This window comes from Corynebacterium uropygiale (assembly GCF_021568315.1).
Taxonomy (GTDB): domain Bacteria; phylum Actinomycetota; class Actinomycetes; order Mycobacteriales; family Mycobacteriaceae; genus Corynebacterium; species Corynebacterium uropygiale.
Genome location: NZ_JAKGSI010000004.1, coordinates 98,017 through 109,933, shown reverse-complemented (window position 1 = coordinate 109,933; position 11,917 = coordinate 98,017). Strand labels below are relative to the sequence as shown.

Genomic DNA, 11,917 nt, shown 5'->3' with positions numbered 1-11,917 from the left:
CGTCCCTCTCATGATTCTCGCGTGCCTCCTCCTCATCTTTTCGCCGTGGGTCATCATTGGCGGGTATGCGGTGTTTTTCGGCTGGTATCCGGGTGCTGGGGGTAATTATGGGAAAATGGGCCTCACCCGTGATGAGCGCGGCACTGTGGCAATCGCGGTGAATACGTGCGGCCTCCCCGTCGATACCATCACCCTTCAGCAGCGGGAGGTGACGCAGACCCGCTACCTGGTGGATCGGGTGTCCGGGTATGTGGAGATTCCGGTGGAGGGAGTCTGGGATTATCGCGTTGACGTCAATCCGGACAGCAGCCTCTATCGGGGATTCCCGCAGGGAGGCGATCATTCCCCGGAGAATTTTTCGGGCACGGAGATTCGCGGCTTTCAGAGAACTCTGTGGAGAGAATTGACCGGGTATGGCCCCACATATTTCGTCAATCCCGCCTGGTATCCGAAGAGAATCAGCGAATTAGACGCGGATATATCCTCTGAATGGGTCGTGGTGGGCAGTAAGCCACCGAGTTTAGCCGCCGAGGGCACCCGTCCCGACGGGCTCGTGCAGAAAGTGAGCCGCGAGGACTTCATGGCCTGTACCGATACGTATCGAGGGGTGTGGCTGCGATGAAGGCTTACGTAGGGTGGCCACGCTGGGTCCGATTCATCTGGGTGCTCGTGATCATTGTGCTCTGCGTGGAGCTTTCTGTGCGCCTTGCCCCGCGGGTTCTTCTCCATGGTGGGCAGTCGGGGCAGGCGGGTGTGACGGTCGATGGTGCGGGGCAGCTCCTTGTGGCGGTGAACGCCTGCGATCACGCGGTGGATAGCGTCGTCGTGTCAACGGGGGAGAATCTTGCGGCGTATACCCTCGATGAGCCGCGCACGGGCTCCTTTACCGTGCCGTACGACGAGCACGGCGAGGGCTGGGCGAGCTCCCCGGCCACCCCGCACCAGCGACTCGATCGAGCCGGCGCGGAGGAAACATGGGTGATGGCCGCGAAGAAGGCCTCGTGGTGGGAGAAGCAGGGGTACACCGGCTCGCAGTCCGTGCGCAGCTCCTATCTGCCGGGGAAGCTGGAGGACTACGCGGAACAACTCTCGCCGGAGACGGTGCTTGTCGGGGACGGGACCTCCCTCGCTTCCGTCCCCATCGAGGAGTTCCGACGGTGCGCGGAGGGGGAGACGAACACCCCCTAGCGTCCGCTACACTGCCCTCCATGGGAATCTACTTTCGCAAGAAGCAGAAGGTCGGCAAGAACTCGTGGCTGAACTTCTCGAAGTCCGGGGTGTCGAGCTCGACGAAGGCCGGCCCGGTCACCGTCAACTCGCGCGGCGGCTTCACCGTGAATCTGCCCGGGGGATTTCACTTCCGCGGCCGCTGGAAGAAGTGAGCTCTTCCGGAGCTCTTCCGGCGATGAGGTGACGCCCCGATCCCTCCGCCCCTTCGCCCCTCCGCGCTGAGGAGGGCTATAGGTGCCGCCCACAGTGCCGCCCACATCGCCCCGTATACGTGACTTCACCCGCATATTCTGCCCGGGAGTGTGGTTTCTTGCCCGATTTGGCTACACTCTCGGTATGTGAGTGAGGATCAATCGCATTGGGATGAGCATAAGGCACCACACCATCACGATGACCAGCATTTCGAGCTCGGTCTCGCTGCCGACGCCGTTCTCCGCCTCGGCATGCTTCTCATGGGGGCGGGGACATCGGGCTACCGCGTCATCCGGGGGATGAAGCGAGCGGCGCGCGCCCTGGGTTTTGACCGGCTGGACGTCGTCGTCTCTGTCACCTCGATTGAATGCACGTTCCACCGGGGGAATCTGTTCCGCACGGTGGTGGCGGCGCAGCAGTCGCCGGCGATTGACTCCTCGCGGATCGAGGCGCTGGAGTACATCACCCACCACATGCATCAGCGGATCACGCCGGAGCAGCTCAACCGGCGCCTCGACTGGGTGGAGCGGAACGTCCGAGCCCCGCGGTGGAGCCCGACGGTGCTCACCATCGCGGGCGCCTGTGCGTGTGCGGGCTTCGCGGTGCTCAACCACGTGCCGTGGCCGGCGGTCGCTGCGGTGGCGGTGGCGGCCGGCGCTGGCCAGTTCACCAGGACGTTTGTGGCTCGGCAGCACGCCATCCAGCTGGCGGGCGTGGCCGCGGGCGGTATTGTGGCGTGCCTCGTCTACTGGCTTATCACGCTCGTTGTTCCTCACCCGGAGGTCATCAGCAGCGGTGTGGTCTGCTCCGTGCTCTTCCTCATCCCTGGGTTCCCGCTGTTCTCCTCGGTCATTGACCTCGCGCGCTTTGACTTCTTCGCGGGCATGTCACGCCTGACATATGCCCTCAGTATCATCGCGGTGGCGACGTTCTCCGTCGGCGTCATCTGCTGGATCACGGGCATCAACCCCGAGCCACCGAAGGCCCCGGCCGGCATGATGCCGATGTGGTGGTATGGCGCGGCGGCGGTCGCGAGCTTCGTCGGCATCGCGGGATTCGCCTTCATCTTCAACTCCTCGCGCCGCATGGTGCTCGTGGCCTCGACGGTCGGCATGATCGCGAACGTCGGCCGCCTGCTGCTCGTGGGCTACACGGGGCTGCCCTTCTTCCCCGCGATGTTCGCGGGCCTTGTGGTGGGGCTCGTCGGCGCCCTCGCCTCCAAGAAGGCCGCCTTGCCGCGCATCACGACGACGGTCCCGGCCTCCGTCATCATGGTCCCGGGGGCCATGATGTTTAACGCGGTCTACCACGTCACTATCAATGACATGTCCCTCGCGCTCGCCAACGCGGCCTCGGCGGGCGCCGTGGTCGTCGCCATCGCCGCCGGCCTCACCCTGGCGCGCATGCTCACCGACCGCGACTGGATGTTCGGCCACCTCATCAACTTCGACAAGCCTCTAGAGGGGGAGCCGAAGGTATCCTGGTGAGTCCTGCTCCACCAGCCCATCCTCGATGAGCGAGAAGAGCGCGCGGCTCCACTGGGCCTCGTCGGGCCATAGCCGCTTGACCTCCTCCACGGGGAGCGGCGCGAATCCGGGGCTCTCCCGCAGCGCCGCCATGATCCGCCCGCGGGCCTGGCGGTCCGTGCCCTCGAACTTCTGCACGCGCCGACGCGCCCCGCGCAGCGCCTCCTCATCGGGCTCCGGGCAGCCCAGCCTCTGCCACTCGCAGCGCCCCACGATCGGGCAGTCCTCGCAGCGCGGCGCCCGCGCGGTACACACGAGCGCCCCGAGCTCCATGAGCGCCACGGAGAATTCCGGCCCCTCGGGTCCCTCGCCCTCGGGGAGGAGGGCGCCCACCCGCTGCAGGTCCCTCGCGCGCGCGGGCGGGGTGAGGAACGCGCCCTCGATGGCGCGCTCGTACACACGCCGGACGTTCGTATCCACCACCGGCACATTCTTCCCAAACGCGAAGCACGCGACCGCCCGCGCGGTATAGGCCCCGATCCCCGGCAGGGCGAGCAGCGCCTCGACGTCGTCGGGAACCTCACCCCCATGGTTCTCGACGATCACCCCCGCGCACTCCTTCAGCCGCAGGGCCCGCCGCGGGTAGCCGAGCCGACCCCACGCGTGGAGGACCTCGGCGGTGGAGGCCTCGCTCAGCGCGCGCGGGGTGGGCCAGCGGCGGAGCCAGTCCTCCCAGGAGGGGATGACCCGCTGGACGGGGGTCTGCTGGCTCATGACCTCGCTGAGAAGGATGGCCCACGGGCTGGTGCCGGGGCGCCGCCACGGGAGGGGGCGGGCGTGTTCCCGGTACCAGGAGATGAGTTCAGCGCGGAGGGATTGTGCCACACAAGGACGATAACCGCCGCGCGGGCGCGAGCCGAAACCGTGGTCATGTCGCGATCCCCGGGAGCCTTTTGCCACAATAGGATTCATGCCGCTTCATGATGAACTCACCAGTCCGCAGGCCGTGTGGGATGAGCTCCTCGCGGGCAATGAACGATTCGCCGCGCAGGCCTCGGAGCACCCCCACATGCACGACGAGCGCCGGGCGGAGCTCAGCGCCGGGCAGAGCCCGCGCGCCGTGGTGCTCTCCTGCTCGGATTCGCGCGCCCCGGTGGAGCTCCTCTTCGACTCCGGTTTGGGCGACATCTTCGTCGTGCGCACGGCGGGGGAGATCCTGGGGCTCTCGGTGCTCGCCTCGGTGGAGTATGCGGTCAATGGTCTGGGCTGTCCGCTGGTCGTGGTCTTAGGCCACGAGTTCTGTGGCGCCGTGGGCGCCGCGCTCACCGCGGTGACGACGGGCGAGCTGCCCGGGGGCTTCAGCAATGTCCTCGTGGAGAGGGTGACGCCCTCGGTGCTCGCCGCCCAGCGGGAGGGGCACACGGAGTCCGCGGACGTCGAGCGCGTGCACGTCCGGCACACCGTCGATACCCTCTTCGCCCAGTTCCCCGCGCTGCGGGAGAAGGTGGCGGAGGGAAGCGTGGGCGTCGTGGGGGCACGCTACCGGGTGAGCGATAACCGGGTGGAAACCGTGTGCAGCCACGGCGTGGAATAACCCATCGGGGCGGGGTGGCGGCTTAAGCTTGAAGGCGTGAGTCATCAACCGCCCCGTCGTTTGCCGCCTGAGATTTACATGCGGCGGCGTGTTGCCGCCGTGGTGATCATCGTTGTGCTCGTTCTCCTGCTCATTTGGGGGTTGGTGTCCTGCGGGGGAGGAAAGAATGAGGAGCCGACGCCCGCCGCGAGCGTGAGCAGCTCGAGCAGCGCGGCCCCCACCACGGAGAGCTCCAGCGAGACGACGAGCGCCTCCGCCAGCGAGAGCCCGAGCGAGACGACGTCGAGCGTCGTGAAAGACCCCAACGCCACCTGCACCCTCTCGGACCTCATCATCACCGCGCGCAGCGACCGCCCCTCCTACGGCCCGCAGGACACGCCCATCTTCTACATGAGCGTGGACAACCCCACGGCCGCGGATTGCGAGATTGACCTCGACGCCCAACCCCTGCGCTTCGAGGTCTATGAGATGGCCACGAACCGCCGCGTGTGGGCGGACGTGGACTGCACCCAGTCGGAGGCCACCGGCAAGCGCGTCTTCGAGGCGGGCAAGGCCACCACTTTCGAGGCCCAGTGGTCCCGGGCCAGCAGCGCCCCGCAGCAGTGCGAGGGCCGCGAGCCCGTCGCCCCCGGCGGCTACTTCCTCCACGGCGTGGTGGGGGACAACCCCTCCGCCGCGTACACCTTCAACTTGGGCTAAATCCGGGCTAGGAGGGGCCCGGGGAACTCAGCCCCGCCGCCTCGAGGGCCTCGTGAATGGTGCTCACCGTGCTGAGGCGCAAGCCGGGGACGGAGCCTGCTGTAATGTCTGAGCCCGCGGGGATGAGCGCCCGGCGGTAGCCGAGCCGCGCCGCCTCCTGCACGCGGCGGCTGAGGTTGGGGACGCGGCGGATTTCCCCGGAGAGCCCGATCTCCCCGAGCGCAATCGTCTTCTCCGGGAGGGCGCGCCCCTGGTGGGTGCTCGCCGTGGCGAGGGCGACGGCCAGGTCCGTGGCCGGGTCGTGAATGCGCACCCCGCCGACCGTGGCCACATAGACCTCCTGGTGCTGGGTGCGCACCGCTGTCCGCTTGGAGAGCACGGCGAGGATCATGGGCACGCGGTTGCCGTCGACACCCGTGACGACCCGCCGCGGATTCTTCGATTCGGTATCCACCACGAGGGACTGAATCTCCACGAGCATGGGGCGCACGCCGTCGAGGGCCACGGTGATGGCCGAGCCGTCGGGGGTGCGGCCGTGCTGGGAGAGGAAGAGCCCGGAGGGATCGGGGACCTCGTGGATGCCGTCGGAGTGCTGCTCGAAGCAGCCGACCTCGTCGGTGGCGCCGAAGCGGTTTTTCATCCCCCGCAGCATCCGCAGACTGGAGTGGCGATCCCCCTCGAAGTGGAGGACGACGTCCACCAGGTGCTCGAGCACCCGCGGCCCGGCCACCGCCCCGTCCTTGGTGACGTGCCCGACGAGCAGCACCGGGATGCCGGTGTTCTTCGCGATGGTTGTGAGGGTGGCCGTCACCGCCCGGGACTGCGCCACCCCGCCGGGCACGCCCTCGACGCCGGGGGCGTGCATGGTCTGGACCGAATCGACGATGAGCAGGCTGGGGCGCAGCTGCTCCACGTGCCCCATGATGACGTCGAGGTTGGACTCCGCCGCGAGGTAGACCGTCTCGTGGACGGCGCCGGTGCGCTCGGCGCGGCCACGTACCTGCCCGGCGGACTCCTCCGCGGTGACGTAGAGGACCGTGCGCGAGGAGTCCTTCTGCACCCACTGCGAGGCCACCTCCAGCAGAAGAGTGGATTTGCCGACGCCCGGCTCGCCGGCGAGGAGCACGACGGATCCGGGAACCACCCCCGCACCGAGAACCCGATCGAGTTCCCCGATCCCGGTGCTGAGCGCTCGGCTGGTGCTCACGTTGATCTTGGTGAGCGGAGCGGCTGGGGAGGTGGGTGTTAAAGGAACAACCCCCGGGCGGGGGTTGGTGGAGGATCCGCTGGTGCCCTGGGCGGGGACGGACTCCTCGAGGGAGCCCCAGGATCCGCAGTCAGGGCAGCGGCCCAGCCACTTCGGGGTGGAGTAGCCGCATTCCCGGCAGACGTAGAGGGTGCGTGGCTTTCGCGCCATACGGAGTGAAGGGGCCTACTTCGCGTTCTGGAGGCCCGATTCCTCACCACCGTGGACCGAGCGCTCCAGCGAGCCGGCCGGCAGCTGCGGGGCGTTCACCGTGGCGTCCATGTTGATGGTGGTGCCGTTATCGAAGGTGAAAGTGACCGGGAGGTGGCCGGCGTAGGCGAAGTCCTTGTTCTCGATGGTGTTGGACACCCGGTAGATGCACTGGTTCTTCTCGGTGCCGTCCTGCGGGCCGGTCTGGAGGGCGTCCGCGGAATCGGAGAAGAGGGTGCAGCCGCGGCCGATGGGCGGGAGCTCGCCGTTGAAGGTGACGTCGGTGCCGTCGAGGGTCACCTTGGTGAGGGTGACCTCGTGCTTGTGGCTGGCGTTCTCACCCTGAGCGCTCCCGGCGGTCTTGGGGTCCTGGTTCGTGATGATGAAGCGGAGGGTGTTGTTGTTCGCGTCGTGCGGATCGAGGATCACGGTGAGGTCGCGCACGGAGAGGGAGTTGTTGTCAGCGTCAGCGTTGGTGCCGTTGATCGCGGGCACCTGGTCCGCGGTCTGGGAGATCTGCCCGGCGGAGCAGGCGCCGAGAGCAAGAGCGGAAGCAAGGGTGGCGGTAACAAGGAGGCCGCTGCGGGCGGCCGACTTGAGGGACTTCACGGAACGGTCCTCCGGATTGCAGGGTGATGACGTCTTTTTCATCCCTACCTTAGCGCCTTCACGGTGTCTGTTCACAGACACGGGGGTGTATCCATCTTTATGTTGACCTCCGATCCGGGGCCCTCCGCCGCGGCCGCCGCCCGCCGGCCGTGTAGAATAGTGGGCCGAACAACTGGGCATCTCTACGAGGAGAAGGAATGGAATTCAAGGTCGGGGACACCGTTGTCTACCCGCACCATGGTGCTGCGGTGATCGAGGCCATCGAGACCCGGGAGTTGAAGGGGGAAGAGCTCGAGTTCTTGGTCCTGCAGATTCTGCAGTCTGACCTTGTGGTTCGTGTACCGTCGAAGAATGCTGAGCTCGTGGGGGTGCGCGACGTCGTCGGCGATGAGGGGCTGCGCAAGGTGTTCTCCGTCCTTCGGGAGACCGACGTCGAAGAGGCTGGCAACTGGTCTCGCCGCTACAAGGCCAACCAGGAGCGCCTGGCGTCTGGCGATGTGAACAAGGTGGCGGAGGTTGTCCGTGACCTGTGGCGCCGCGACCAAGATCGCGGGCTCTCGGCCGGTGAGAAGCGGATGCTCGCGAAGGCGCGGCAGATCCTCGTCGGTGAGCTCGCCCTCGCGGAGACCGTCGATGATGAGAAGGCGGATGCCTTCCTCAAGGATGTGGACGAGATCATTCGTCGCCACAACGCCGCGAGCTCCCCGGACCCGGACAACAAGCTCGCGGATGAGAACACGGACGTCGACTTCGACGACCTCAACTTCGACGACGAGGACTTCTCCTGAGCAGCCACGCCCCCACCTTTGCCCTCGTTGCCGCCGCGGGGCAGGGCACGCGCCTGGGCGCCTCGCTGCCGAAGGCCTTTGTCCCCCTCGACGGCCTGAGCCTGGTCGAGCGCTCCGTGCGCACCCTCCTCGGCAGCGGTGTGATCGACGAGGTCCGTGTCCTCGTCTCCCCGGAGTGGGAGTCCTATGCCCGGGACCTCTTTGCGGAGGCGGGGCTCCTCGAGCAGGTCGCGCTGGTCCACGGCGGCGGTGAGCGGGCCGACTCCGTCTTCGCCGGGCTCCGCTCCCTCCCCGATACCGCCGACGCCCCGGGCGCCCGCGTCCTCATCCACGACGCGGCCCGCGCCCTCACCCCAGCCTCCCTCATCCGGCGCGTCGTGGCGGCTCTCGACGCCGGCGAGCGCGCCGTCATCCCGGTGCTGCCTGTCTCCGACACGATCAAGGTCGTCACGGAGGAGGACCGGGTGGCATCCACGCCCTCGCGGGCGAGCCTCCGCGCGGTCCAGACCCCGCAAGGCTTTGACCTGGCCACGCTGTGCGAGGCGAACGAGGCCTACTTCGCCGAGCCTCCCGAGCGTCGAGGGCAACTCATCACCGATGACGCCTCCCTCATGGAGTGGCGGGGCGTGCCCGTGGCCTGCGTCCCGGGGGATCCCCTCGCCATGAAGGTCACCACCCCGCTGGACTACGAGGTGGCCCAGCTCCTCCTCGACCGCCGTCGCACAGAGAAAGAAGGACAGCAATGAGCGCGCAGCCCATCATTCCCCGCGTGGGCATCGGCACGGACGCCCACCAGATCGAGGAGGGGAAACCCTGCTGGATCGCCGGCCTCCTCTTCGAGGACGCCGATGGCTGCGAGGGTCACTCGGACGGGGATGTCGTCAGCCACGTTATTGTCGACGCCCTCCTGTCCGCGGCGGGCCTCGGTGACCTCGGTTCCTTCGTCGGTGTTGGACGGCCGGAGTATGACAATGTCGCCGGTGAGCGGCTGTTGCGCGAGTGTCGGGAGCTCCTCAGCGCGAAGGGCTTCGTCATCGGGAATGTTGCCGCGCAGCTCGTGGCGCAGACCCCGAAGATGGGGCCGCGCCGGGAGGAGGCGGAGCGCCACCTCTCGGAGATCCTCGGCGCCCCGGTCTCGGTCTCGGCGACCACCACGGACCACCTCGGCTTCACCGGTCGGGGGGAAGGCCGGGCGGCGGTGGCGACCGCGATCGTGTGGGCCGCACCCAAATAGGGGGATGTCTGATCTTTGGCCCCAATAAGTAGTTAGGCTGGGCCCGGTACGTTGTGGTGCGGGTGTTACTGATCCGATCAGGCACGACCGCCGCCGAAGCGCCAGGCGCCGCCCAGGCCGCCGCGGGGTTTCGGCCCGTCTTGAGGGGAGGCCGTCGTGGCCCCTGAGCAGCCTCGTATAGTGCGCGTCTTCAGCAACAACGCTGTGCTCGTGCGCGATGACGAGGGCGTCGAGCGCGTGCTCGTCGGACGGGGAATCGGCTTCGGGCGCCGCACCGGGGAACGTATCGCTGGGGATCGCGCCCAGCGCACATATGTGCCCATCCAGCCGGAGAAAGCACCGCTCATGGCGGTCATCGATGACCTCGACGCCACCATGGTGCGCCAGGTCGGGGCGGCGGTGGACTTGGCCAGTGATCTTTTGGGGGAGCTGCACCCGAGCGTGTACCTCATCCTCACGGAACATTTGTCTTTCGCGATTGGCCGCGTCCGCCAGGGCAAGCACATGTACTCCACGATTCTCGCTGAGGTAGCCGGCGCCTTCCCTGAGGAGTTCCGGGCTGCCCAGATCATCGTTCACTACTTGAATTCCACCTTGCCGTCGTCGGACCTCCCGGAGGAGGAGGCGGCCGCCGTCGCGCTGCACCTCAACGCCGCCCGCAGCGGCGTCACGGTGAAGACCCCGCTGGCCCAGGCGAATCAACTGGCCGCGTGGACGGACACCGTGCTGGAGCGGCTGGGCGGTGGGGCGTCGGCCGGCGAGGCGGACGAGGAATTGGTGGCGGCACTGGCCCGCGCGTACCGGAGGCTCCGCGAGGGGCGCGCCCGGGAGACGGAGTTGGCGCCGCTCATCGCTCACCATCTTCCTGAGGAATATCACCTGGCTGTGGGGCTGCTCGCGGATATGGGGGCGAAGGCCCCGGGCGAGGCCGCCTTGCTGGCGGTGCTTCTCCACGGCTGGCGTCTCGAGAGAAAGGAGAACCGTCATGGCTAAGTCGGCTCAGTCCTCCGTGATGGGTTCGCTACAGAAATTGAGCAAGGCGCTCATGGGTGCGGTGGCTGTGCTGCCGGTCGCGGCCTTGCTGTGCGGTATCGGTTATTGGATTGACGCGATCAACGAGGGCTCGGTGCTGGCGTCGATCTTCCTCAAGTCGGGCTCGGCGGTCATGGACAACCTGGGCCTCATCTTCGCGCTGGCGCTGGCTTTTGGCCTCGCGAAGGACCACAACGGTGCGGCGGCGCTCTCGGGCTTCGTTGGCTTCCAGACGGTCATCCAGCTCATCGGGCCGAAGGCCATGGCCGGCTACCGGGGCATCGAGGACCCGGAGGCCCTCACAGGTTCCGACGCCCTCACCTGGGCCAGCCAGGGCTGGGATGCCATTGATTCGAAGAACGTGCTCATCGGCATCATCGTGGGCCTGCTCGCCGCGTTCACCTATAACAAGTTTTCGGGCACGCGGCTGCCGGACTTCCTGGCATTCTTCTCGGGCCGGCGCCTCGTGCCTATCCTCACGGCCCTCTTCTCGATGGTCCTGGCCGGCGTCCTCTTCTTCGTGTGGCCGCTGCTCTACTCGGTCCTCTTCCACTTTGGCCAGTGGATCCAGGGGATGGGCATCCTCGGCGCGGGCATCTACGGCGTGGTGAATCGCCTCCTCATCCCGACGGGCCTCCACCACGCGCTCAACTCGATCTTCTGGTTCGACGTCATTGGCATCAATGACATCGGCAAGTTCCTCAACGGCGCAGAGACCATCGAGGCCGCCCGCCAGGCCACCGACGCCGCCAGCTGCCCCGGCGTGTGGAACGGCTCCGCCTGCGAGGTCGTGGGCCAGGTCGGCCGCTACCAGGCCGGCTTCTTCCCGATGATGATGTTCGGCATCCCCGGCGCGGCGCTGGCCATGTACCTGCGCGCGGATAAGAAGCGCCGGAAGGTCGTCGGCTCCCTCATGATGGCCGGCGCGCTGGCCTCCTTCTTCACCGGCGTGACCGAGCCGCTCGAGTTCTCCTTCATGTTCGCGGCCCCGCTACTCTACGTGGTGCACGCGTTGCTCACAGGTGTGTCGCTGGCGATCGCCGCCGCCTTCCACTGGACCTCGGGCTTCGGCTTCTCGGCGGGGCTTGTGGACATGGTCCTCTCCTCGCAGAACCCGCTGGCCAACAAGTGGTGGATGCTGTTGCTTCTGGGCGTCATCTACTTCTTCGTGTACTTCGGGATCTTCTGGTTCCTCATCGGGAAGTTCAACCTCCTCACCCCGGGCCGCGGCTCCGCCGACGACGGCGGCGTGGCTGCCCTCACCGACATCCCCGAGGAGGAACGCGAGGCACAGGCCGAGTCCAGCGCCGCCCCCAGCTCCCAGGCCGAGCGCATCCTCGCCGGCCTCGGCGGCGCGGAGAACATCGACTCCCTCGACTACTGCGCGACCCGCCTGCGTGTCACCGTTCTCGACGACGCCAAGGTGGACGAACACCAGCTGGAGGCCGCCGAGGTGGCCGGGGTCATGCGCCCCGGCGCTGGGAACGTGCAGGTCATCATCGGCCCGCAGGTGCAGTTCGTCCACGATGACGTGGCCGAGCTCCTCCAGCGCGCCAAGCGCTAAGCTAAAACCTTCAGGACAGAAGCGCGCGCCGGGTCCCGCCGGCGCGCCCGCAC

Annotated in this window: 14 protein-coding genes; 11 read left to right on the top strand and 3 right to left on the bottom strand. The window is 67.4% G+C overall.

Annotation, left to right across the window (positions count from 1 at the left end; genetic code table 11):
• Window positions 1–10: 10 nt before the first annotated feature.
• From L1O03_RS08290 to L1O03_RS08275, 4 genes are all read left to right on the top strand, one after another.
• The gene (locus tag L1O03_RS08290; RefSeq protein WP_236119312.1) at window positions 11–622 is read left to right on the top strand and encodes a hypothetical protein; all 612 of its coding nucleotides are present in this window, start codon (window positions 11–13) and stop codon (window positions 620–622) included.
• The gene (locus L1O03_RS08285; protein ID WP_236119311.1) at window positions 619–1,188 is read left to right on the top strand and encodes a hypothetical protein; all 570 of its coding nucleotides are present in this window, start codon (window positions 619–621) and stop codon (window positions 1,186–1,188) included. The genes L1O03_RS08290 and L1O03_RS08285 overlap by 4 nt, the downstream gene beginning before the upstream one ends.
• A 20-nt stretch (window positions 1,189–1,208) precedes the next feature.
• The gene (locus tag L1O03_RS08280; RefSeq protein WP_236119310.1) at window positions 1,209–1,382 is read left to right on the top strand and encodes a DUF4236 domain-containing protein; all 174 of its coding nucleotides are present in this window, start codon (window positions 1,209–1,211) and stop codon (window positions 1,380–1,382) included.
• A 186-nt stretch (window positions 1,383–1,568) separates the two neighbouring features.
• Complete coding sequence (locus tag L1O03_RS08275; RefSeq protein WP_338026145.1) at window positions 1,569–2,909, top strand: threonine/serine exporter family protein; 1,341 nt, start codon at window positions 1,569–1,571, stop codon at window positions 2,907–2,909.
• Here L1O03_RS08275 and L1O03_RS08270 read toward each other — a convergent pair.
• On the bottom strand, window positions 2,880–3,773 hold the full coding sequence (locus L1O03_RS08270; protein WP_236119309.1) for an HhH-GPD family protein: 894 nt from the start codon (window positions 3,771–3,773) through the stop codon (window positions 2,880–2,882). The genes L1O03_RS08275 and L1O03_RS08270 overlap by 30 nt on opposite strands.
• 85 nt (window positions 3,774–3,858) lie before the next feature.
• On the opposite strand from L1O03_RS08270, the gene L1O03_RS08265 reads away from it, so the two are divergent.
• Both L1O03_RS08265 and L1O03_RS08260 read left to right on the top strand, forming a co-directional pair.
• Entirely contained in the window at window positions 3,859–4,482 is a 624-nt protein-coding gene (locus L1O03_RS08265) for a carbonic anhydrase (RefSeq protein WP_236119308.1), read from the top strand.
• 78 nt (window positions 4,483–4,560) lie between these two features.
• Window positions 4,561–5,181, top strand: a complete 621-nt coding sequence (locus tag L1O03_RS08260; RefSeq protein WP_236119536.1) for a hypothetical protein — start codon at window positions 4,561–4,563, stop codon at window positions 5,179–5,181.
• Window positions 5,182–5,188: 7 nt separating this feature from the next.
• Here L1O03_RS08260 and radA read toward each other — a convergent pair whose 3' ends face one another.
• Together radA and L1O03_RS08250 are read right to left on the bottom strand one after the other, a co-directional pair.
• Window positions 5,189–6,598, bottom strand: coding sequence for a DNA repair protein RadA (gene radA / locus L1O03_RS08255; protein ID WP_236119307.1), 1,410 nt, complete (start codon window positions 6,596–6,598; stop codon window positions 5,189–5,191).
• A 15-nt stretch (window positions 6,599–6,613) separates the two neighbouring features.
• Entirely contained in the window at window positions 6,614–7,246 is a 633-nt protein-coding gene (locus L1O03_RS08250; RefSeq protein WP_236119306.1) for a hypothetical protein, read from the bottom strand.
• A 197-nt stretch (window positions 7,247–7,443) separates the two neighbouring features.
• On the opposite strand from L1O03_RS08250, the gene L1O03_RS08245 reads away from it, so the two are divergent.
• The 5 genes from L1O03_RS08245 to nagE all read left to right on the top strand — a co-directional run bounded on the left by L1O03_RS08245 (window position 7,444) and on the right by nagE (window position 11,864).
• Entirely contained in the window at window positions 7,444–8,034 is a 591-nt protein-coding gene (locus tag L1O03_RS08245) for a CarD family transcriptional regulator (protein ID WP_236119305.1), read from the top strand.
• Window positions 8,031–8,780, top strand: coding sequence for a 2-C-methyl-D-erythritol 4-phosphate cytidylyltransferase (gene ispD / locus L1O03_RS08240; protein ID WP_236119535.1), 750 nt, complete (start codon window positions 8,031–8,033; stop codon window positions 8,778–8,780). The genes L1O03_RS08245 and ispD overlap by 4 nt, the downstream gene beginning before the upstream one ends.
• Window positions 8,777–9,268 carry a 2-C-methyl-D-erythritol 2,4-cyclodiphosphate synthase gene (gene ispF / locus L1O03_RS08235; protein ID WP_236119304.1) on the top strand — a complete coding sequence of 164 codons (492 nt, stop codon included), beginning with the start codon at window positions 8,777–8,779 and terminating at the stop codon, window positions 9,266–9,268. Before ispD ends, ispF begins: the two co-directional genes overlap by 4 nt.
• A gap of 180 nt (window positions 9,269–9,448) precedes the next feature.
• On the top strand, window positions 9,449–10,261 hold the full coding sequence (locus L1O03_RS08230; protein ID WP_236119303.1) for a PRD domain-containing protein: 813 nt from the start codon (window positions 9,449–9,451) through the stop codon (window positions 10,259–10,261).
• On the top strand, window positions 10,254–11,864 hold the full coding sequence (nagE, locus tag L1O03_RS08225) for an N-acetylglucosamine-specific PTS transporter subunit IIBC (RefSeq protein WP_236119302.1): 1,611 nt from the start codon (window positions 10,254–10,256) through the stop codon (window positions 11,862–11,864). Before L1O03_RS08230 ends, nagE begins: the two co-directional genes overlap by 8 nt.
• Window positions 11,865–11,917 lie beyond the last annotated feature (53 nt).

What these genes read in the sequence shown, in the direction of transcription:
- L1O03_RS08290 (WP_236119312.1), top strand. Translation starts at nt 11, where the DNA reads ATGATTCTCGCGTGCCTCCTCCTCATCTTTTCGCCGTGGGTCATCATT.
- L1O03_RS08265 (WP_236119308.1), top strand. Translation starts at nt 3,859, where the DNA reads ATGCCGCTTCATGATGAACTCACCAGTCCGCAGGCCGTGTGGGATGAG.
- radA (WP_236119307.1), bottom strand. Translation starts at nt 6,598, where the DNA reads ATGGCGCGAAAGCCACGCACCCTCTACGTCTGCCGGGAATGCGGCTAC.
- L1O03_RS08260 (WP_236119536.1), top strand. Translation starts at nt 4,561, where the DNA reads ATGCGGCGGCGTGTTGCCGCCGTGGTGATCATCGTTGTGCTCGTTCTC.
- L1O03_RS08285 (WP_236119311.1), top strand. Translation starts at nt 619, where the DNA reads ATGAAGGCTTACGTAGGGTGGCCACGCTGGGTCCGATTCATCTGGGTG.
- ispF (WP_236119304.1), top strand. Translation starts at nt 8,777, where the DNA reads ATGAGCGCGCAGCCCATCATTCCCCGCGTGGGCATCGGCACGGACGCC.
- L1O03_RS08245 (WP_236119305.1), top strand. Translation starts at nt 7,444, where the DNA reads ATGGAATTCAAGGTCGGGGACACCGTTGTCTACCCGCACCATGGTGCT.
- nagE (WP_236119302.1), top strand. Translation starts at nt 10,254, where the DNA reads ATGGCTAAGTCGGCTCAGTCCTCCGTGATGGGTTCGCTACAGAAATTG.
- L1O03_RS08280 (WP_236119310.1), top strand. Translation starts at nt 1,209, where the DNA reads ATGGGAATCTACTTTCGCAAGAAGCAGAAGGTCGGCAAGAACTCGTGG.